This is a genomic window from Nocardioides sp. Arc9.136, assembly GCF_030506255.1.
In the GTDB taxonomy this organism is placed as follows: Bacteria; Actinomycetota; Actinomycetes; order Propionibacteriales; family Nocardioidaceae; genus Nocardioides.
Genome location: NZ_CP113431.1, coordinates 3,644,081 through 3,664,519, shown reverse-complemented (window position 1 = coordinate 3,664,519; position 20,439 = coordinate 3,644,081). Strand labels below are relative to the sequence as shown.

The window sequence follows — 20,439 nt, the reverse complement described above, 5'->3', positions numbered from 1 at the left end:
GGGTGCGGATCCGGATCGACCTCGCCTACGACGGCGGCGGCTTCCACGGCTGGGCGGCCCAACCCGGTCTGCGGACCGTGCAGGGGGAGCTCTCGGCAGCCGCGGCGACCGCGCTGCGGGTGCCCTCCGTGCACCTGGTGTGCGCGGGCCGCACCGACACCGGCGTCCACGCCCGCGGGCAGGTGGTCCACCTCGACGTCGAGCCCGAGGCACTGGCCCACTCGGCCGGCCGCTCCCCGGACCCGCCGCTCGAGGCGCTCGTGCGGCGGCTCAACGGCATCCTCCCCGCCGACGTGCGGGTACGCCGCGCGGTCGAGGCGGCACCGGGCTTCGACGCCCGCTTCTCCGCGCTGTGGCGGCGCTACGCCTACCGGGTCGCCGACAGCCCGGCGGCCGTCGACCCGCTGGTGCGCGGCCACGTGCTCGCGTGGCCGCGCCCGCTCGACGTCGACCTCCTCAACGAGGCCGCCGTCCTGCTCGTCGGCCAGCACGACTTCGCGTCGTTCTGCAAGCAGCGCGAGGGCGCGACGACGATCCGCGTGCTGCAGGAGCTGTCCTGGCGGCGGCTGCCGTCGGGCGTGCTGGAGGCGACCGTGCGCGCCGACGCGTTCTGCCACAGCATGGTGCGCTCGCTGGTGGGTTGCCTGATCGCCGTCGGCGAGGGCCGCCGGCCGGTGGCCTGGGCCGGCGACGTCCTGGCCGCCGAGCGCCGCGACGCCTCCGTGGCCGTCGTGCACGCGCACGGACTGACGTTGGAGGAGGTGGCTTACCCGCCCGACGCCGAGCTCGGGGCGCGGGTCGAGCTCACCCGCGCGAGGAGGACCGCACCGTGACCGATGCCCACCCCGAGGACCAGCCCGAGGACCAGCCCGAGGACCAGCCCGAGGACCTGCCCGGGCAGGACGAGCACTACTTCTCCGCCGACCCGACCGTGCCGTTCAAGCGGGCGGCGGTGACCGCGGAGGTCTGGGGGCGGAGCCTGTCCCTGGTGAGCGGTTCCGGCGTCTTCGCGCGCGGTCGCGTCGACATCGGGACCGCGGTGCTCTTCCGCGAGACCGAGCCGCCCGCCGGCGGGCGGGTCCTCGACCTGGGCTGCGGCTACGGCGTCATCGGGCTCGCGGTCGCGGTCTGCGCGCCGGGGTCGACGGTCACCGCCGTCGACGTCAACGAGCGGGCGGTGCTGCTCGCCAACGAGAACGCCGCGGCGCTCGGCGTCGCCGACCGCTACCGCGCCGCGGTGCCGGACGCCGTCGACCCGCACGCGACGTACGACGAGATCTGGTCGAACCCGCCGATCCGCATCGGCAAGCAGGCGCTGCACGAGCTGCTGCTCACCTGGCTGCCGCGGCTGGCGCCGCACGGGCGGGCGGTCATGGTCGTCGGGAAGAACCTGGGCGCGGACTCGCTGCAGCGGTGGCTGGGCGACCAGGGCTTCCCGACGACCAGGCTCGCGTCGGCCAAGGGCTTCCGCGTGCTGGAGTCGCGCCGGGGCTGAGGCCGCCCCGGCCCGCCGTCAGGCCGTCAGGGGGCGAGCCGGCCGAGGAACCCCGTCTTCTGCTCGGTCGCGCGCTGCTGCTCGCCGGCGAAGGAGCTCACGACGACCAGCGCGCCGGTCAGCGCGGGCACCACCCACTGGAGCGCGGCCAGCTGCTTCTGGGCCTTCGCGACCTCCGGCGGGGTCCCCGCCTCGGGCTCGGTGCCCGAGGCTGCGGGCATCTGGGTCTCCTGGGAGACCTTCTTGCCCAGCGCGCGGGAGTACGCCGTCGCCCCGAGCGCGGCCGCGGTGAGGGCGGTCTTCGCGACCACCATCGAGCCGACGCCCTCCTGGCCGGCGACGCGGGTCTTGTTGCCGCCGAGCTGGCCGATGCTGCCGACGAGGTGGGCGCCGATCGCCGCGGCGTTCACGGGGGTCCAGCGGTCCCAGCCGGTGTTGGCCACGGCGCCGACGTCGGTGGAGGAGGTGGCCTGCGCGGCGGCGGGGTTGAGGGCGACGGCGTTGGCGAGCGTGCCGCCGAACCAGGCCGCGAGGCCGACGTCGTGCAGGGAGCGGGAGAGCGTGTTTCGAGCCATGGTCGGGTGACCTCCGGGGTCGATGGGGGAGCCCTCGCGGTACCCGTGGGGTGCCTGCGGATACGGCCGACGGCGCCTTGTCGGTGTGGCGTCGGCGTGGCGTCAGATGCGCTCGATGCTGAACGCCACGATGAACCCGACCGTGGCGAGCAGCCCGGCGTAGAGATGGGTGTCCTCGAACGCCTCCGGGATCATCGTGTCGGCGATCATCGCGAGGATCGCCCCGGCCGCGACTGCGGTGATCACGGCGATGGTGGTCGGCGAGGCGCCGTCGAGCAGGAGCGCGCCGAGCAGGCCGGCGAGGCCGCTGGCCACCGCGATGCCGCCCCAGACGCCGAAGACGTAGCGGGCGCCGCGGCCGCTGCGCTTCATGCCGGCCGCGGAGGAGAGGCCCTCGGGCAGGTTGGAGATGAAGATCGCGGCGAGCACGGGCACCCCCACGCCGCCCCCGCCGAGCAACGAGATGCCCAGGACGACCGACTCCGGGATCCCGTCGAGCAGCGCGCCGACCGCGATGGCGGCGCCGCTGCCCTGCTGCTCCTCCTCCGAGGCCTGCTGGTCCTGCGAGCGCTTGCGGTGACGGGCGCCGCGGCGGGCCAGGGCGATGTTGGCGGCGACGTACACCACCGCGCCGCCGAGGAAGCCGGTGGCGGTCGCCGCGAGGCCGCCGGTCCGCTCGGCCTCGTCGACGAGGTCGAAGGCGAGGGCGGACACCAGCACGCCGGAGCCGAACGCCATGACGCCGGCGACCACCCGCTGCGGGACGGCCACGAACCACGCGACGAGCGCGCCGACCACGAGCGCGCCACCGGCCAGGAGCCCCCAGCCGCCGGCCTGGAGCCACACGGGTACGTCGGTCACGGAGCCACGGTGTCCCGCCGGGCGCCGGCCAATCAGTCGTGCCCCCTCCCGGCCTGTGTCGGTCGAGCGGCGAGCCCCGGCGAGCGTCGTCGAGACCCCGCGCTGCTGGTCGAGCAGCGAGCCCCGGCGAGCGTCGTCGAGACCCCTGGCAGCCGACCTACGGCCTGCGGGTCGTGGGTGGTCGCGGTGGAGGCAACTAGAGGACGGGCACACCGTGGGTCGCGCGCCGTCGCCGGCCCGCTGCTGGTCGAGCAGCGAGCGCCAGCGAGCGTCGTCGAGACCCTGCACCGCTGGTCGAGCAGCGAGCCCCGGCGAGCGTCGTCGAGACCCCCTGTCGCCGATCCACAACCGTGCGCACGAACCTTCCATTCGAACACACGTACGAGTATAATAAGACCATGGCCCTCACCGCGACCCTCGAGCACCCGCTGGACACCCCAGCCGACGTGCTGCGCCTCGCCCGGGCCAGCCAACGCGCCGCGAACGCCGCCGAAGCCGAACTCCTCCAAGCCGCGGTCCAGTGGTGCGTCATGCACCCCGCCGAATCAATCAGCACCGCCTCGGCGTGGTCGACGCTGAAGGGGTTCGGCGACAAAGCCATCGGCCTCGCCGGGGACGGCGCACCGTTGGTGAGCGAGTTCGCCGTCATCGAGTTCGCCGCCGGGATCGGGAAGTCCGAGGACGCCGGCCGCGCCTACCTCGCCGAGGCCCTCGAGCTGCGCTACCGCCTCCCCCGGACCTGGGCGAAGGTCACCAACCTCGCCCTCCCCGCCTGGAAAGCCCGGTCCATCGCCCGCCGCACCCTGCACCTGCCCAAAGCCGGTGCAGGATTCGTGGACACCCACGTCGCCCCCGTCGCCGCCACCATCGGCCCCGCCGCGCTCGACCGGCTCCTCGACGAAGCACTCGTCCGGTTCGACCCCGCCGAAGCCGAACGAGTCCGGCACGAACGCACCGAAGCCCGCCACTTCACCATCCAGACCCAACAGGTCTCCTACGACGGCCACGTCGACATCTGGGGCACCCTCGACCTCGCCGACGCCCTCGACCTCGAGGATGCGATCACCAAGGGCGCCGCCCGCCTCGCCCAACTCGGGTCAACAGAGGCCGAAGGCGCACGGCGGGCGATGGCCGCCGGCGACATGGCCCGCCGCCAGCTCCAGCTGCAGTTTGACACCGACCCCACACCCCTCGTCGTCCACGTCCACCAGGCCCCCGGCCCCGATGGGGAACCGGTCCTGGACGGCGTGACCCGGGTCGAAGCCACAAGGGGGTTCGTGCTCACCACCCAGCTCGCCGAGTGGTGCACCCGCGCCGCCCGCGACGGCGCACACATCACCATCAAGCCCGTCATCGACCTGACCGAACGGATCCACGTCGAGGCCTACGAGGTCCCCGACCGCCTCTCCGCCCAGACCAGGCTGCGAGACCACCACTGCGTCTTCCCCTGGTGCACCCGCCCCGCCCACACCACCAGCAAGGTCGACGACGACCACGTCGTCCCCCACAGCAGGGGCGGCCCCACCGCCACCGAGAACCTCACAAGTTGCAAGTACGCCCTCCGCCGCCAGCTGCTCGCGGCGCGTCGATGTGGCACCCGGCGCTCGTCAATTACCGTTGGTCCGTGGGAAGAAGCTTCGGAAATTTAGTTGAGATCGGTGGCGTCGTCGCCGGATTGGGCGGTACCTTCGCGGCCGCCTTCTGGATCTATGCCGCAGAGGCAGATGGTGTCTCCGTCTGGCAATGGCAGATGTGGATCGCGGTGTCGGCAATCGCACTTGGTTTAGTTCTCATGATCGCGGGAGCGACTGGCGGCGGCGCCGGAACACCACCGTCCCAAAGCCAGCGCGGCGGGAAGGGATCCCGAAATTTTCAGGCAGGGCGCGATCTGACGGTGCGTATGGACGGAGGTGACGAGTGAGGCAGCGTCCGAACGAGCAAGAGCAGTCCGGCGGGGAGAACTCGACAAATCTTCAAGCCGGTGGCGATCTCGTCTATATCGGCCCCTCGCGCGAAGAAGTCAAGGAAATCGCACTGGCGGTCTTCCAACAGAACTTCTTGGAACTCCGGGGAATCGCTGAGGACGTTGCTCTTGCCCGAGCAGACAAGATCACAACCGAGTTTCTCACTAAAATGTACGCAGAAGCGCCCGAGGCTGCGGAACGTTTCAGTGATCCAGATGTCCAGCGGTCCGTCTTCAATGCTCAGCGCGAGTACGCGTGTTCAGGTGAGGACGACCTCGGCCAGGTCCTAGTGGACTTACTGGTCGACCGCGTGAAAGAAGACGATCGCAATCTGCGAACCCTCGCTTTGAACGAGGCGATAACTGCCGCTCCCAAACTCACCGAGGCCCAACGGCGGGCGATCGCACTTGCCTTCCTCGTTCGCTACACACGCGTGCCTGCTATCTTGCCCAATGCGCAGTCGGTCATCGATGTTCGGTTGCGTGGCACGATGCTGACCCTTCCAGTTCCGACGGAACCGTTGCGGGACGTTGACTTCCAGCACATCGAATATGTGGGAGCCGGGGCGGTCTCCATCAGTGAGGTCGGACTCGGTGACGCAATCAGAACGTCGCAAACCTCCGCATTCACAAACGGTTTCTCCGCGGAGCAAATGCCAGAGGACCTGCGTGATTCCCCACTTCGACACCGATTGCTAATGCCGTGTTTCAGAAATCCAGAGAATTTTCAACTCCAGGTTCCGGCGACACAAGACGTGGACGACCTAATCAAGACCTTGGGTGCAGAGCACCTGCGCAGTTCCGTGGTTCAAGTTCAGGAGCTCGGGGTGTTGAGCGGAGCTGAGGTCGAAGCCGACCTGAAGGCACGCGCTCCTGATGTTGCGGCCCTGTTCGAAGAATGGAATGGGACGGCCCTGAAGAACGTTACGCTCACGTCGGTGGGGCTGGCACTCGGACACGCATACTGGAGACGGTTCGGCGGAGACGCCCCACTCAGCGTGTGGCTGTGAGGGCGAGGGTCGTGGTCCGCGATGCGAGGGCTCTTGACTTGAAGTAGCAACGTAACTCGGGACGCGCCGGGGCTGGACCCCGTCGCGGCGAGAGGTGGTCGGCGGGCCGGGGGGTGGGGGTGTCTCTCGGGTCGCAGGGGCCCCGGGCGCGCGAGGGACGAGCGCGGTTGGGGTGGCGACACACCCCCGCCCGGCCCGCCGATCGCCGGACAGGTGGAGCGGACCTGTGCCACGATGCGTTCAGCAACTCGTGCTGCGGCACCTACACCTCAGTTCTTACATGCGCACTCCGGGTCCGTGGGCCGTCCTGCGGGGAAGTAACTAGGCGCGTTACCGGCAGCTTCGACATAGCAAGCACCCGTTGAACGACGGGGCAGACGGCTTGGGCCCCGCCTTGCGTTCGATGGCTGCCGCCGTTGCTGTGGCGACTCCGGGATCTCCGGGCGGGACCGACATTCCCTGTCGGCTCGTCACACGGAGTGTTCTCGTGTCTGAATCTCGTCTCATCCAGCCCGACGCGGGCTGGGTTCTCTCGCTCCACCCCCCGCCGGTGAGGCCGGTGGCTGTTTCGTTCCCTCCTACCGGCCCGCGCGGGCGTGGGTGCCTGCGGGCGCTGCATCTGATCCGGAGCGGTCGCGCCTGGAGGCCGCGCGCCGGGCGAAGAAGAAGGTCCGGGTCTACTGCGCCGGTAACCGACTCAACCGGCTCGGGACGTTGACCTACGCCGGGGCTGGGTGTCACGACCCCGCGCAGCTTCGTCAGCATGTGGCGGCGTTCTTCCGGGCGCTGCGTGCGGAGATGGGCGGCAAGCCCTTTCCGTACGTGTGGGTTCCGGAGTGGCACAAGTCCGGCCACGGGCTGCACGTGCACTTCGCGGTTGGCCAGTTCATCCCTCGCGGGCGGATCCAGTCCGCGTGGGGTCGTGGGTTCGTCCACATCAAGCGGCTCTCGGACCTCCCGGTGGGCTCGACCTCCTTGAATGAGGCACGCCGCGCGGCGGGATACCTGTCGAAGTACGTGACCAAGGCGTTTAACCCCGCCGAGCGCGAGCACCTGCTGGGGCTGCACCGCTACGAGGTCGGCCAGGGCTTCCAGCCGCCGGTCCTGCGCCTCTCGGGCATCTCTTCGGCGATGGTGCTGCACAAGGCGTCCACGGTCATGGGTGGTCCGCCGTCGCGGTCGTGGTCCTCGGCCGATGCGGAGGATTGGAAGGCGCCGCCGGCGGTGTGGTTCGCATGGGACTAAGCCAGTTCTCTGCCGAGGAGGTCGCGGCCTTCGTGCGGGCCTCGTGTGCCGCGCAGGGAGTCCAGGTGAAGGTCACCGATCCGCTGGTCGTGCGGCGGGTGGGGGTGCTGCTGGGCGGGCCGCCGGGTGGCTCGCGCGCGCACCCGCGGAGCGGGAGCACGCGAGACGCCGGGGGTCGCTCAGTGGCGCCACACGACGCAGACGCGGCCGGGGTCCAGCGCCTGGGCCCCGGGGGTGCCGGGCCCGATCACGACGTGATCGACCAGGGCCTCGACGATCGCGTGCTGCCGGGAGAGGTTGAGCGATTGCCACGATCGGCTTAGCGCCTCCCCGTTGCCCACCAGCCCGGTCAGTGCGGTGGTGTGGGTGATCGCTGCGAGCTGCCGTTGGGTGGTCATCAATCGCTGCTCGATGGGCTTCCTGGCGGTCATCCACTCGCGCATGCTGATGTCGCCGTTGGCGAATGCCAGGGCGAGCTGCTCCAGCCGCTCGGTCGCCTCGTCCAAGGCTGTCGTGAGGTCAGCGGCACGCTCGTCGCTGCTGCTGCGCCCGGCCAGGGTGTCGGCCAGTTCGCTGGTGTCGAGCCGGTAGAGCACGGCATCGGCCACGAAGCGCTCCAGGGGATCGGCGGTGATGGCCAGGCCACCGCATCCCCCGTGGTCGGGGCCTGAGAGGCACACGTAGCGGCGGCTGGTCTTGCGGGCGCTGGAGTACAGGCGGACGCCGCACTTTCCGCAGCGCAACATGCCGGAGAGCAGGTAGCGCTGGGGGGCGCGGCGTCCGCTGTTCTTCTTCTCGGCGTACTTGGCAAGGATCTGGCGGTGCTGCTCCTCGGTGATGATCGGGTCCCATTGTCCAGTGGCGGCGATCTGACCCCGATGGACCCGGAACCCGGCGTACCGGGGGTTGATCAGCATGTTCTTCAAGGTGCTGGTCTGCCAGTCCGAGCCGGTCACCGTCGGCACCTCATTCGCGCTCAGCCAGGCCGCCAACGAGCGGGTCGACTCACCGGCCAGGAACCGGGCGACCAACTGGCGGTAGACCTCGGCCTCGTCTGCCCGGACCGTGACGAAGTCGGCCTCGTAGCCGAAGGGCCGAGTGGCGCCCTTGTGCGGCTTGCCCTCGGTCGCGTTCTGCTGGTGCTTGCGTGCCACCCGGCGGGACTTGTCAGCCGATTCCTTCGCCGCCATCGCCGCCATCACCCGCGCCATCATCAGGCCGTCGCCAGAGAAGACGTCGGTGTCACCGGTGACGAACTTGACCTGGCGCACCCGCGCCCGGTCCAAGGCGCCTAGGAACTCTTCGAGCTCGATGGGTCGCCGGGTGAGGCGATCGATGTGGTACACCAGCACGCCATCGACCAGCCCGTCGGCCAGGTCCGCCAGCATGCGCTCGTACTCCGGCCTGCGCTTGCCGGAGTAGGCCGAGATGTCGTTGTCGACGTACTCCCCGGCGACCTGCCAGCCCAACCCAGCGGCCAACTTTCGGCAGTCCTCGACCTGCCGAGCGACGCCCGCGCCGGTTCCCTCGATGTCACTGGAGATCCGGGCGTAGACCGCTGCGCGGTTCGGGGTGCTCACGGGCGGTCACATTAGCGACGAACGAGCAACATCGCCCCACTGTGCAGGCGCCACCACCGCGTCAAGACCCACACCGGCTGGCACCAACACACACCCCAACCAGGGACCTACCTCTGGCGCAGCCCCACCGGGCAGACGTACCGGGTCGACCACCGAGGCACCCACGACCTCGACACCCACGCCCCTGGCCCAGCCCCACCCGACCAATAGCCCACCCCGCCCCACACCCCGCCGGAGCAACCAACCGGCGGGGCACAGGCACGCCCGCCGCGACCTCGACCGTGGTGTGCTGGTGCCATGAGGGCGACGCGTGCAGGAGGGGCCGTGCTGCTCGTGGTCGTCCTGGGCGCATGCTCCCCGGGAAGCGGCGGTGAGGACACTCCCGGGTCGGGCCCGGGTCCGGTCGACGAGGTGGCGGCGGTCGACGGGCCGCCGTGCCCGCCGCGGCTGCCTCAGGCGGAGGACGGGACCAGCGGGTTCGGGACGACCGAGCCGGCCGCTTCGACGCCCGACCTGGCTGGCGCCGATCGGGCGTGGACGTGCAGCTACCGGGCGGTCGAGGGCCACCGGTCGTCGGTTGGCGCGGTGTACCGCTGGGAGCGCCAGGGTGCGCCGACGACGGTGCCGGAGGCCCGTCTCGTCCGCGTGGACCGAGCACTCGCCGCCCTGCGCCCGGTCAAGGCGACGCGGGCGTGCACGGCCGACCTCGGTCCGCGCCACCTCCTGGTGCTGGCACACGAGGGCGACCTGACCGCGGTTGCCGTCGACGACTTCGGTTGCGACGACGTGCGACTGAGCGACGACCCGTCGACGACGGCACCCGGCGAAGGACGAGGCGAGGGCGAGGGCGAGCACGGCCGAGCGGTCCCCGGCGTGCTCGCCGGCGGCGGGGAGCTGCTCGACGCCCTCGGCCTCGGCTGACCGCGACCCGGGGTGTGCCCGGGGTGTGCCCGGCGGGTCAGCCGTGCAGCACCGCGCGGAACAGCGCGCAGGTCTCCTCGACGGCCGCCTGCGCGGCGGCCGAGTGCCGACCCATGTCGACGAATCCGTGGATGAGGCCGGGGAAGGTCCGGTTCTCGACCGGGACCCCCGCATCGGCGAGCGCCCGGGCGTAGGCGTTGCCGTCGTCGCGCAGCGGGTCGAACTCCGCGGTCACCACGACGGCGGGGGCGAGGCCGTCGAGGCGGCCGTTGAGCGGCGAGAGACGCGGGTCGGACAGGTCGCCGGCGGTGCCGACGTACTGCGCCCCGAACCACTCCATCGTGCGCTGGTCGAGGAAGTACCCCTCGGCGTTGTCGGTGTGCGAGGGGTAGGACCCGCCCATGTCGGTGACGGGGTAGACCAGCAGCTGGCCGGCGAGCGGACGGTCCTCGTCGCGGAAGGCCTGGGCGACCACGGCGGACAGGTTTCCGCCGGCCGAGTCGCCGGCCACGGCCATCCGGTCGTCCCCGCCGAGGTCGGCGAGGGAGTCGGAGACCCAGCGGGCGGCGGCGAGGGCGTCGTCCACGCCGGCGGGGAACGGGTGCTCCGGCGCGAGCCGGTAGTCGACCGAGACGACGACGGCGTCGGACAGCGTGGCGATGGTGCGGCAGGTCAGGTCGTGGGTGTCGAGGTCGCCGATGACGAAGCCGCCGCCGTGGAAGAACGCGACGGTCGGGAGGGTGTCCGCACCCGCGCGGGGGCGGTAGACCCGGGCCGGGCGCTCGCTGTCGCCACCGGGCACGGTGATCTCCTCGACCACGTCGACGGCGGGGACGGACGCGGGGTCGCGCAGGTCGACGGTGAGCACCCGGAAGCCCTGGCGCGCCTGCTCGGGCGACTGCTGCCACATCGGCGGGTGGCCGGCGCCGGCCATCAGGCCGAGCAGGCCGGCGAGCTGGGGGTCGAGGTCCGGGTGCAGCGTCACGAGCGTCCTCCTGGGAGCCGGGTGCGGGTGGGGTGGAACCGGGTCAGACGAAGGCGTTGATGCCGGTCTCGGCACGCCCGATGAGCAGCTTCTGCACCTGGCTGGTGCCCTCGTAGAGCGTCATCACGCGAGCATCGCGGAGGTACTTCTCGACCGGGTGGTCGTCGACGTACCCCGCGCCACCGTGGACCTGGATCGCGTTGTTCGCTGCGCGGACGGCGGCCTCGGAGGCGAAGAGCTTCGCCTTGGAGGCGGCGACCCCGAACGGCTCGCCGCGGTCGATGAGGTCCGCGCACCGCCACACCAGCAGCCGCGCGGCGTCCGCGTCGAGGGAGATGTCGGCGATCATGTCCTGGACGAGCTGGAAGCCCGCGATGGGGCGGCCGAACTGGGTGCGGCTCGTGGCGTACGAGACCGCCGCCTCCAGGCAGCCCTGGACGATGCCGACGCAGCCGGCGGCGACCGAGACCCGGCCCTTGTCCAGGGTGGTCATCGCGATCTTGAAGCCCTGGCCCTCCTCGCCCAGCCGGGCGTAGGCGGGGACGCGCACGTCGTCGAGGTAGAGCTCGGCGGTGGCCTGTCCCCGGAGCCCGAGCTTGCCCTTCACCTCGCGTGCCTCGAAGCCCGGCGCGTCGGTGGGGACGAGGAAGGCGCTGACCCCGCGGGCGCCGGGTCCGCCGGTGCGGGCGAAGACCAGGGCCACCTGCGCCCAGGTGCCGTTGGTGATGAAGAGCTTGCGGCCGGTGATGACGTAGTCGTCGCCGTCGCGCACCGCCCGCGAGGTGAGGTTGCCGGCGTCGGAGCCGGTGTCGGGCTCGGTCAGCCCGAAGCAGCCGAGGACCTCGCCCGACGCGATCCGGGGCAGCCACTCCTGCTTCTGCTCCTCGGTCCCGGCCGCGAGGATCGACTTGCCGACCAGGCCGTTGGAGACCGACACGATCCCGCGCAGCGCGGAGTCGGCCCGGCCCAGCTCCTCCATCGCCAGCACGTACGTCAGGTAGTCGCCGCCGAGCCCGCCGTACTCCTCGGGGATGGTCAGCCCGAAGAAGCCGATCTGCGCCATCGCGGGGATGATCGCGGTGTCGACGGCCTCGCGACGGTCCCACTCGGTGCGGTGCGGCACGGCTTCGCGCTCCAGGAACTCCCGCGCCAGCGCCCGGAAGCCCTCCTGCTCGTCGGTGAGGCTGAGGTCCATGCGGTCATCCTGCCCGGGCGGGCCGAACCGCGGGGCAGGACCCGGGGGTCAGTGGTGGGCGGGCGCCCGGTCCTGCCGACGCTCCCACCAGCCGCAGCCCGCGAGGACCAGCCCGGCGAGCGCGCCGCCGGCCACCACGTCGACGACGTAGTGCTCGGCGAAGTAGACCAGCGCCAGCGACATCGCGAGCGGGTACGCCGCGAGCAGCCACCGCCAGCGGGTGCGCAGCCGCAGGATCCCGTAGCCGGCGACGAGGAACGCGATGCCGGCGTGCAGCGACGGCATGGCGGCCACGGGGTTGCCGACGCCCTGCAGGACCAGGTCGAAGCGACCCAGGCCGAGGTCGGCCCAGCCCCGGCTGGTGATCCGGGTGACCTCGCCCATGTAGCCGTCCCGCGACGCCATCCACGGCGGCGCCATCGGGTAGAGGATGTAGACGACCAGGGCGCCGAAGTTGATCGCCAGGTAGCGCCGCATCCAGCGCACCCACTCCGGGCGGCTGCGCAGCCACAGGACCGCCGCGAGGGTCAGGCCGGTGACGAAGTGCGAGGCGTAGACGGTCGTCAGCGCGACGTCGTACCAGCGAGGCGCGGAGTCACGCACGCACGGGTCGCCGCACCACGCCGCCTGCAGGTGCTCGGTGGGGGTCGTGCCGCCGCCGAGCCACTCGTCGACGCGGATGGGCATCGTGACGTGCACCGGCAGGCCGAGCTCGTCGGTGAGCCCGCGGCTGTAGAAGTAGACGACCAGGCCGACCACCGGCGGCCACCAGTCCCGCAGGAACTGCAGGTGGTACCGCGGTCGTTCGCCGACGTTCCAGGCGATCGTGCCGAGCCAGAGCCACACGAACACCTGCACGGTGTCGTTGGGGATGCCGAGCACCTCGGACCAGGCGACCAGCGCGACGACGTAGACGGCCATCGCGACGACCCGTGCGGGGCGGCGGGTACGCCGCGCCGGCGCGAGGCCGGGCTCGGCCGAGGGGTGCTCGGGCACCTCCTCGACCTGTGTCACGCGCCTCATCCTAAAGAGGGGTCTGGGTCGTCCGCGAGCACACCGCGGAGACCTGCGCGACACCTCGGGTGCAACCCGAGCGGGCGGGACGGCGGGCGGGACGGCGGGGGGACAGTTAACGAGGTGCGCCGCCGGGGTCGGCTCGCGCACAATCAACGCTCGTGGGCCATGTGGACGTCGCCGGGGTGCGCTACGAGCTGCCGGACGGGCGGGTGCTGCTCGACGAGGTGTCCTTCCGGGTGGGGGAGGGCCAGAAGGTCGCGCTGGTCGGCGCGAACGGCGCCGGCAAGACCACGCTGCTGCGGATCATCACCGGCGAGCTCCAGCCGCACGCCGGCGTGGTGACCCGCAGCGGTGGGCTGGGCGTGATGCGTCAGCAGGTCGCGCACGGGTCGACGACGGTGGCCGACCTCCTGCTCAGCGTCGCCCCGCCCCGGGTCCGCGCGGCGGCTGCCGAGGTGGACCGCCTCGAGCTGGCGCTCATGGACACCGACGACGAGCGCACCCAGCTGGCCTACGCCACGGCCCTCGCGGAGTACGCCGACGCCGGTGGCTACGACGTCGAGGTCACCTGGGACGTCTGCACCACGGCCGCGCTCGGCGTGTCGTACGACCGGGCGAAGTACCGCGAGCTGACCACGCTCAGCGGCGGCGAGCAGAAGCGCCTCGTGCTGGAGGTGCTGCTGCGCGGGCCGGACCAGGTCCTCCTGCTCGACGAGCCGGACAACTACCTCGACGTGCCCGGCAAGATCTGGCTCGAGGGCCGGATCCGGGAGTCGGACAAGACCGTGCTGATGATCAGCCACGACCGTGAGCTGCTGGACAACACCGCCACGCGCGTCGTCACCGTCGAGCTCGGCAGCGGCGGGCACGCCGCCGGCAACACCGTGTGGACGCACCCGGGCGGCTTCACCTCCTACCACCAGGCGCGCGCCGACCGGTTCGCCCGCTTCGCCGAGCAGCGCAAGCGGTGGGAGGAGGAGCACGCCAAGCTCAAGCAGCTGGTGCTCCACTACAAGATCAAGTCCGAGTACAACGACGGCATGGCCTCGCAGTACCGCGCCGCCCAGACCCGGCTGCGCAAGTTCGAGGAGGTCGGCCCACCGACCGAGCAGCCCCGCGAGCAGCAGGTCACCATGCGGCTGCGCGGCGGGCGCACCGGCAAGCGGGCGGTGGTGTGCGAGCAGCTGGAACTCACCGGGCTGATGCGCCCCTTCGACCTCGAGGTCTGGTACGGCGAGCGGGTGGCCGTGCTCGGCTCGAACGGGTCGGGCAAGTCGCACTTCCTCCGCCTGCTGGCGGCCGGCGGCAGCGACCCCGACGTCGAGCACCGGCCGGTCGGGGAGGTCGCGGTCGCGCCGGTCGCGCACACCGGCCGGGCCAAGCTGGGGGCCCGGGTGCGCCCGGGGTGGTTCGTGCAGACCCACGAGCACCCCGAGCTGGTGGGCCGCACCCTGCTGGAGGTGCTGCACCGCGGCGACGGGCACCCCGGCGGGCGCCAGGGCCTGGGGCGGGAGCAGGCCGCACGCGTGCTGGACCGCTACGAGCTGGCGCACGCGGGCGAGCAGACCTTCGAGTCGCTCTCCGGCGGCCAGCAGGCGCGGTTCCAGATCCTGCTGCTCGAGCTGTCGGGCGCCACGCTGCTGCTGCTCGACGAGCCCACCGACAACCTCGACGTCCAGAGCGCGGAGGCGCTCGAGGAGGGGTTGGCGGCGTTCGACGGGACGGTGCTGGCCGTCACGCACGACCGCTGGTTCGCCCGGGGCTTCGACCGCTTCCTGGTGTACGGCGCCGACGGGGCGGTCTACGAGTCCGACGGCCCGGTGTGGGACGAGGGCCGGGTGGCCCGGGCGCGGTGATCGGCCCCGGGGCCGCCCGGCCCCTGCCGGCAGGGTTCAGTCCTGCGTGGCGTCCGAGTCGAGCTCGAGGGTGACCGTCTGCTCGTCGTCACCGCGGAGGAAGGTCACCTCGACCTCGTCGCCGGGGCGGTAGGAGCGGATGGTGGCCACCAGCGAGTCGGCGCTGGAGATCATCGTGTCGTCGACCTTGGTGATGACGTCGTCGGACTCGATGCCCGCCTCGTCGGCGGTCGAGCCCGGGGTGACCTCGCCGACCCGGGCGCCGACCACGTCGCTGTCCTGCTCGGGCTGCTGCGGCTGCTGCTGCGGGCCGAGCTGGCCCTCGAGACCCTCGGGGAGCTGCACGGTCGCGGCGTCGCCGACGGTGATCCCGAGCCGGGCGTGGGTCGGCGTCTCGCCGTCGGTCATCTGCTCGACGATCGGCATGACGGGCTCCATCGGGATCGCGAAGCCCAGGCCGATCGAGCCGGACTCCGAGCCGGCGCTGTCCGAGGCGGTGCGGATGGAGGAGTTGATGCCGATCACCTGGCCGGCCATGTTGACCAGCGGGCCGCCGGAGTTGCCGGGGTTGATCGCGGCGTCGGTCTGGATCGCGGGGTAGGTGGTGGCGTTCTGCTGGTCGTCGGTGCCGACGTTCACGGGGCGGTCCAGCGCGCTGACGATGCCGCTGGTGACCGTGGACTCCAGGCCGAACGGCGACCCGATGGCCACGACCTGCTCGCCGACGTCCAGCGCCTCGGAGTCGCCGATCGTCGCCGGCGTGAGGTCCTCGACGTCCTGGGCCCTGATCACCGCGGTGTCGGTGAGCGGGTCGGTGCCGAGCACCTCGGCGTCGGCGCGGGTGCCGTCGTTGAACGCCACCGTGATCTCGCCGCCGTCGGCGGCCAGGTCGACCACGTGGTTGTTGGTCAGGATGACCCCGTCGGAGCTGAGGACGATCCCGGAGCCGGAACCGGCCTCCTGGCTCCCGGTGACCTCGATCTGGACGACCGACGGCAGCACCGTGGCGGCGACCTGCTGGACCGACCCCTCCGGGGCCGGCTCGTCGGAGGTGCTCACGACCTGCGAGGTCGTCCGGTCGCTGCCGCCGGTCGAGGACGAGCCGTCGTCGTCGTACGCCGACCAGAGGGCCGCGCCGCCGATGCCGGCGCCGCCGCCGACCACGAGGGCACCGGCCAGCACGGCCGCGGCGAAGCCGGACCGGCCGCGGCGCGGGGGAGCGCCGGCGGGTGCCGCGGGCGCGGCGCCGGCGGGCGGGCCGGTCGGCGCCGGCCCGGCGGGGTACGCCGGCTGCGCGGTGGTCGGCTGGTCGTCCCCAGCGGGGCGGCCCCCGGTGGGGGCGCCCCCGGTCGGACGCAGCGGGGCGGTGTCGTCGTGGGGGAATCGGTCGCGCTCGGTCATGTCTCCACGGTGCCCAGCGGGTCTGTGACGATCCTGAGACTGCGCTGGAGGTCTGTGCAGAACCCTCGACGGCACTTGTGATCTGAGCCACAATCACGCCCATGACGGCTACCGCACCTAACCCGGACCTCGACGCCCCCGCCCCCGCCCCGGTCTTCGTCGACGACCGCCTGGCGCACTGGGCGCGCACGACCCCCGACGCGGAGGCGATGACCTACCTCGGGCGCACCTGGACCTGGGCGCAGTGGGACGAGCGGGTACGCCGCGCGGCCGGCGCCCTGCAGGACCTCGGGGTCGGGCGGGGGGACGTCGTGGCGTTCCTCGACAAGAACCACCCGGCGTGCGTGGAGCTGTCGATGGCGGCCGGGTCCCTGGGGGCCGCGAACGCGATCATCAACTGGCGCCTGGCCGGCGACGAGGTCGACTACGCGGTCAACGACTCCGGCGCGAGGGTGCTGGTCGTCGGCCGCGAGCTGATGCCCACCATCGAGGCGATCCGCGACCGGCTGCCCCGCGTCGAGCACGTCGTGGAGGTGACTCCGGAGGGGGAGGAGGGCGACGGGTGGGAGCGGCTGCTCGCCGCCGCCACGCCGGTCGGCCGGCAGCCCGACGTCGAGCCGGGCGACGTGTGCCTGGTGATGTACTCCTCCGGCACGACCGGTCGACCCAAGGGCGTCATGCTCACCCACGCCAACATGGTCAGCCACACGGTCAACGCCCACGACGGGTGGGGCTTCGAGCCGGGTGACAAGTCGATGGTCGCGATGCCGCTCTTCCACGTGGGCGGCTCGTCGTACGTCCTGTTCGGCATCCACGACGGCATCCCCAGCGTGATGACCCGCGACCCCGACGGCATGTCGCTGGCCGGCGCGATCCTCGCCGGGGCGAACCGCACCTTCCTGGTCCCGGCGGTGCTCGCCCAGGTGCTGCAGTCCGGCGAGGACGCGGTCAAGCTGTTCGGGGCGCTCAAGACCTACACCTACGGCGCGGCGCCGATGCCGCCGCCGCTGCTCCGGGCGGCGATGCAGGCCTGGCCCGACACCGACTTCATGCAGGTCTACGGGCTGACCGAGGTCGCCGGCGTGGCCACGCACCTGATGCCCGAGGACCACCGCACCGCCGAGGCGTCGGGCCATCCCGAGCGGCTGGTCTCGGCGGGCAAGGCGGTGCCCGGGGTCGAGATCCGGATCGTCGACCCGGCCACGCTCGAGGACCTCCCGGTGGGCACCCACGGCGAGATCTGGCTGCGGACGCCACAGCTGATGAAGGGCTTCCTGAACAAGCCCGAGGCGACCGCCGAGGTGGTCGTCGAGGACGGCTGGTTCCGCAGCGGCGACATGGGCCGGCTCGACGAGGACGGCTACCTCTTCGTCGAGGACCGGCTCAAGGACATGATCATCAGCGGCGGCGAGAACATCTACAGCCCCGAGGTCGAGCGGGTCCTCGCCGAGCACCCGGCGGTCATGGAGGTCGCCATCATCGGCGTCCCCGACGACACGTGGGGGGAGTCGGTCAAGGCGGTCGTCGCGCTGCACCCGGGCGCCTCGGCGACCGAGGAGGAGATCGTCGCCTACTGCCGCGAGCACCTCGCCCACTACAAGTGCCCGCGCAGCGTCGACGTGCTCGAGGCGCTGCCGCGCAACCCGACGGGCAAGATCCTCAAGCGCGAGCTGCGCGCGCCGTACTGGGAGGGGCGCAGCCGCGGCGTGAACTGAGGCAGGAGGAACGGGCCGGGACCGCGCCGGCCACGCCGGGGTAACAGTCCCCCCACAACCCCCACGGCACCGCTCCGCCCCTGCGAGCGTCCCGCGGGATCCGCAACAGGGGGAGTGGTGTCGCCATGCGTGCACGCGTGCGTGGAGGTCGGGGTCGAGCCCTGGTCGGTGTCGTAGGGGCCGTCGGAACCGTAGGGGCCGTGCTGACCGGACTCGTCCTCCCGCCGGGCGCCGCGGTGGGCGCCGCCTCGGCACCCGCGGCCACGGCCTGCGTGGAGGTGACCAACGCCTTCGGGGAGGCGACCGGCTGGACGGAGTTCGTCGCCGGCGACGGCCGGCGGACCTCGGAGTCGGAGGGGACCGTGGCGTACGGCGGCGACCTGGTCGAGAGCTGGATGACCGTCGGTGGCCACCTGCAGGGCAGGTGGCCGGCGGGCGACCCCGCGCTCGTCGTCGCCGGCCGGGCGGGCACCTTCAACCTCAACGCCGGGAGCGCCTGGTTCGGGCCCGGGCAGGGCGCCGGGCACCAGGTCAACTACAACGGCGGGGGCCGCCTGCTGGCGAGCAACCCCGTCGACTTCGCTGCCGGCTTCGCGCACCTCGAGGCGCTCTCGGCCACGCTGGGCGCAGCCGCCGACACCGGCGCCGTCGTCGAGCAGGGCGACCTGCAGAACCGGGTGCTGGTCCTGCGGGGCACCGACCCCCGGCTCAACCTGGTGACGCTGACCCCGGCGCAGCTCGCCACCGCCCGGACCATCGCGTACGACGTGCCGTCCGGCTCGGCGCTCGTCGTCAACGTGCCCGGCGCCTCGGTGGCCTTCCCCGACCACGTGAAGAACACGCTGACCCCCGGCGGCGCGCAGCCGACCACCGCGGGCGTCCAGGCGCGGGGGCCGGTCATCTGGAACTTCCCCGGCGCCACCGACGTGGCGCTGCGCCTCGGCTCGGACCTCGGCGGCCACGTGCTCGCGCCCCGCGCAGCGGTGAGCGCCCGCAACGTGGTCGTCGGCCAGGTCATCGCCGCGTCCTTCGACTCCACCAACGAGACCCACGTGGCCTTCCTGCCCACCTTGGTCTGCCTGCCGGGCACGCCCGCCACCCCGCCCGCGCGGCCGGACGTCGCCGTCACCAAGACCGCCTCGACGCCCACCCCCGCCGGGGGCTCGACGCTGACCTGGACGCTCACCGCGCGCAACGTCGGCACGGCCCCGGCGCCGGCGACCGTGGTCACCGACGTCCTGCCCGCGGGCGTCACCCCCGGGCCGCTGCCGACCGGCTGCACGCTCGCCGCCCGGACCGTGACCTGCGCCGCCGGGACGCTCGCGCCCGGGGCGAGCGACTCCTTCCCGGTCGTCGTCGTGGTCGACCCGGTCGCGGGCGCCGGGGCGCCGGCCGACCGGTGGCTGCTGCACGAGCTCACCCCCACCAAGCAGGAGCAGCACGTCGACCTCGGGCCCGGCGAGACCCGCTCGGTCACCGCGACGTGCGCCGCGCCCGACGCGCTGGTCAGCGACGGGCAGGCCCGGGTCGACCACGTCGACCAGGGCACCGGCTCCCTCACCGACGTGCGCGTGCTGCGCTCCGAGGCCACCGGACCCCGGTCGTGGAAGGTCGTGCTGCGCAACGACGCCACCGGTCGCGCCCAGGCGAAGCTGTTCCTCGTGTGCCTGCCGGGCAGCACCGAGGTCACCGGGGGCCACCGGCACCCGCTCGCCCTGGACCCGGCGGCCGTCGCCGCGACGCCGACGTGGGGCACCGGCCGGCAGACCGCGACGCTGGCGTGCCCCGCCGGCACCGCGCCGGTCGCGCCCGGCTTCGCGCTGGCCGGCGGCGCCGCCCGCTGGTCGGGGTCCGAGTCGGTCACGGGCGGTTGGCGCTTCACCTTCGACGTCACCGACCCCGCCACGGTCGCCCTGTCGCTGCGCTGCCTGCGCCGGGAGGTCGCCGCCGTCGACGGGCACACCCACGACCTGCGGCTCGACCACGTCGTCCGGACCGTCACGCTCCCGCCCGGCCGGGTCGTCGAGGAGCAGGTCACCTGCGCCGACGACGCCAAGGGGGTCCTCGCGACCTGGTCGCTGCCGACCGGGGTGGTCCAGCTCGGCAACGACCCGCGGCTCAAGGCGCGCGCCTTCCGGCTGCTCAACACCACGAGCGTCCCGCAGCAGGCGGTGGTCGACCTCGAGTGCCTCGCCGACCGGCCGGGCCCGGAGGTCCGCGGGCACGACCTGCCCGTCGTCCTCGCCAACACCGCGACGGTCACCACGAGCGGCGACGACGCCAGCGCGTCAAACGACACCGCCACCTCGGTCGTCACCGTGACCCCGGGCCGGACCACCGCGGTGCCGGCGGCGGCGCGGGTCGCCGGGCGGACGGTCGTGCTGCCGGTGGTCTCCTCGATGCCCGGTGCGGCCACGATCACGGTGCGGGGGAGCGGCGCCCGGGCGCTCGGGCGCGCGACGGTCGTGCTCCGCCCCGGCGGCGTCGCCACCGCGCGCGTGCGGCTCACGGGGTCCGGCCGCACGGCGGTGCTGCGCTCCGGCCGGGTCGCCGTCGAGGTCGACCCGGCCCGGGGGCCCACCACGCGGCGTACCGTCCGGGTGGGGTGAGCCGGCGGCCG

The 20,439-nt window shown here is 72.7% G+C and carries 17 protein-coding genes; 10 read left to right on the top strand and 7 right to left on the bottom strand.

The genetic code is table 11. The features are described 5' to 3' along the window. The first annotated feature begins 2 nt into the window (after positions 1 to 2). Together truA and OSR43_RS17630 are read left to right on the top strand one after the other, a co-directional pair. The gene (gene truA, locus OSR43_RS17635; protein WP_302268057.1) at positions 3 to 833 is read left to right on the top strand and encodes a tRNA pseudouridine(38-40) synthase TruA; all 831 of its coding nucleotides are present in this window, start codon (positions 3 to 5) and stop codon (positions 831 to 833) included. Next, the gene (locus OSR43_RS17630) at positions 830 to 1,495 is read left to right on the top strand and encodes a class I SAM-dependent methyltransferase (RefSeq protein ID WP_367891501.1); all 666 of its coding nucleotides are present in this window, start codon (positions 830 to 832) and stop codon (positions 1,493 to 1,495) included. Before truA ends, OSR43_RS17630 begins: the two co-directional genes overlap by 4 nt. A gap of 26 nt (positions 1,496 to 1,521) precedes the next feature. Here the strand turns inward: OSR43_RS17630 and OSR43_RS17625 are convergent, their stop codons facing one another. Continuing rightward, positions 1,522 to 2,070 carry a hypothetical protein gene (locus OSR43_RS17625; RefSeq protein WP_302268056.1) on the bottom strand — a complete coding sequence of 183 codons (549 nt, stop codon included), beginning with the start codon at positions 2,068 to 2,070 and terminating at the stop codon, positions 1,522 to 1,524. Positions 2,071 to 2,172: 102 nt separating this feature from the next. Continuing rightward, positions 2,173 to 2,931 (bottom strand): ZIP family metal transporter, encoded by a 759-nt coding sequence (locus OSR43_RS17620; protein WP_302268055.1) that lies wholly within the window; start codon positions 2,929 to 2,931, stop codon positions 2,173 to 2,175. Positions 2,932 to 3,329: 398 nt separating this feature from the next. Between OSR43_RS17620 and OSR43_RS17615 the strand changes: the two genes are divergently transcribed. From OSR43_RS17615 to OSR43_RS17600, 4 genes are all read left to right on the top strand, one after another. After that, positions 3,330 to 4,580 carry an HNH endonuclease gene (locus OSR43_RS17615; protein WP_302268054.1) on the top strand — a complete coding sequence of 417 codons (1,251 nt, stop codon included), beginning with the start codon at positions 3,330 to 3,332 and terminating at the stop codon, positions 4,578 to 4,580. Next, entirely contained in the window at positions 4,556 to 4,852 is a 297-nt protein-coding gene (locus tag OSR43_RS17610; protein WP_302268053.1) for a hypothetical protein, read from the top strand. The genes OSR43_RS17615 and OSR43_RS17610 overlap by 25 nt, the downstream gene beginning before the upstream one ends. After that, positions 4,849 to 5,904, top strand: a complete 1,056-nt coding sequence (locus tag OSR43_RS17605; protein ID WP_302268051.1) for an LPO_1073/Vpar_1526 family protein — start codon at positions 4,849 to 4,851, stop codon at positions 5,902 to 5,904. Before OSR43_RS17610 ends, OSR43_RS17605 begins: the two co-directional genes overlap by 4 nt. A 765-nt stretch (positions 5,905 to 6,669) precedes the next feature. After that, positions 6,670 to 7,149 carry a hypothetical protein gene (locus OSR43_RS17600; RefSeq protein WP_302268050.1) on the top strand — a complete coding sequence of 160 codons (480 nt, stop codon included), beginning with the start codon at positions 6,670 to 6,672 and terminating at the stop codon, positions 7,147 to 7,149. Positions 7,150 to 7,328: 179 nt separating this feature from the next. Here the strand turns inward: OSR43_RS17600 and OSR43_RS17595 are convergent, their stop codons facing one another. Then, entirely contained in the window at positions 7,329 to 8,729 is a 1,401-nt protein-coding gene (locus OSR43_RS17595) for a recombinase family protein (protein ID WP_302268049.1), read from the bottom strand. A gap of 324 nt (positions 8,730 to 9,053) precedes the next feature. Between OSR43_RS17595 and OSR43_RS17590 the strand changes: the two genes are divergently transcribed. Beyond that, entirely contained in the window at positions 9,054 to 9,650 is a 597-nt protein-coding gene (locus tag OSR43_RS17590; RefSeq protein ID WP_302268048.1) for a hypothetical protein, read from the top strand. 37 nt (positions 9,651 to 9,687) lie between these two features. Here OSR43_RS17590 and OSR43_RS17585 read toward each other — a convergent pair whose 3' ends face one another. From OSR43_RS17585 to OSR43_RS17575, 3 genes are read right to left on the bottom strand one after another with little or no spacing between them, the layout of a single operon-like run. Continuing rightward, positions 9,688 to 10,635 (bottom strand): alpha/beta hydrolase, encoded by a 948-nt coding sequence (locus tag OSR43_RS17585; protein WP_302268047.1) that lies wholly within the window; start codon positions 10,633 to 10,635, stop codon positions 9,688 to 9,690. Between the two features lie 43 nt (positions 10,636 to 10,678). Next, complete coding sequence (locus OSR43_RS17580; protein ID WP_302268046.1) at positions 10,679 to 11,830, bottom strand: acyl-CoA dehydrogenase family protein; 1,152 nt, start codon at positions 11,828 to 11,830, stop codon at positions 10,679 to 10,681. A 48-nt stretch (positions 11,831 to 11,878) separates the two neighbouring features. Continuing rightward, entirely contained in the window at positions 11,879 to 12,844 is a 966-nt protein-coding gene (locus tag OSR43_RS17575) for a phosphatase PAP2 family protein (protein WP_302268045.1), read from the bottom strand. Between the two features lie 161 nt (positions 12,845 to 13,005). Between OSR43_RS17575 and OSR43_RS17570 the strand changes: the two genes are divergently transcribed. Continuing rightward, positions 13,006 to 14,703 (top strand): ABC-F family ATP-binding cassette domain-containing protein, encoded by a 1,698-nt coding sequence (locus OSR43_RS17570; RefSeq protein ID WP_302268044.1) that lies wholly within the window; start codon positions 13,006 to 13,008, stop codon positions 14,701 to 14,703. 36 nt (positions 14,704 to 14,739) lie between these two features. On the opposite strand, the gene OSR43_RS17565 is transcribed toward OSR43_RS17570, so the two are convergent. Beyond that, on the bottom strand, positions 14,740 to 16,104 hold the full coding sequence (locus OSR43_RS17565) for a S1C family serine protease (protein ID WP_302268043.1): 1,365 nt from the start codon (positions 16,102 to 16,104) through the stop codon (positions 14,740 to 14,742). Between the two features lie 101 nt (positions 16,105 to 16,205). Between OSR43_RS17565 and OSR43_RS17560 the strand changes: the two genes are divergently transcribed. Both OSR43_RS17560 and OSR43_RS17555 read left to right on the top strand, forming a co-directional pair. After that, positions 16,206 to 17,819 carry a long-chain-fatty-acid--CoA ligase gene (locus tag OSR43_RS17560; protein ID WP_302268042.1) on the top strand — a complete coding sequence of 538 codons (1,614 nt, stop codon included), beginning with the start codon at positions 16,206 to 16,208 and terminating at the stop codon, positions 17,817 to 17,819. 200 nt (positions 17,820 to 18,019) lie between these two features. Beyond that, on the top strand, positions 18,020 to 20,428 hold the full coding sequence (locus OSR43_RS17555) for a choice-of-anchor A family protein (protein WP_302268041.1): 2,409 nt from the start codon (positions 18,020 to 18,022) through the stop codon (positions 20,426 to 20,428). Positions 20,429 to 20,439: the final 11 nt, after the last annotated feature.

What these genes read in the sequence shown, in the direction of transcription:
- OSR43_RS17625 (WP_302268056.1), bottom strand. Translation starts at nt 2,070, where the DNA reads ATGGCTCGAAACACGCTCTCCCGCTCCCTGCACGACGTCGGCCTCGCG.
- OSR43_RS17615 (WP_302268054.1), top strand. Translation starts at nt 3,330, where the DNA reads ATGGCCCTCACCGCGACCCTCGAGCACCCGCTGGACACCCCAGCCGAC.
- OSR43_RS17580 (WP_302268046.1), bottom strand. Translation starts at nt 11,830, where the DNA reads ATGGACCTCAGCCTCACCGACGAGCAGGAGGGCTTCCGGGCGCTGGCG.
- OSR43_RS17565 (WP_302268043.1), bottom strand. Translation starts at nt 16,104, where the DNA reads ATGACCGAGCGCGACCGATTCCCCCACGACGACACCGCCCCGCTGCGT.
- OSR43_RS17560 (WP_302268042.1), top strand. Translation starts at nt 16,206, where the DNA reads ATGACGGCTACCGCACCTAACCCGGACCTCGACGCCCCCGCCCCCGCC.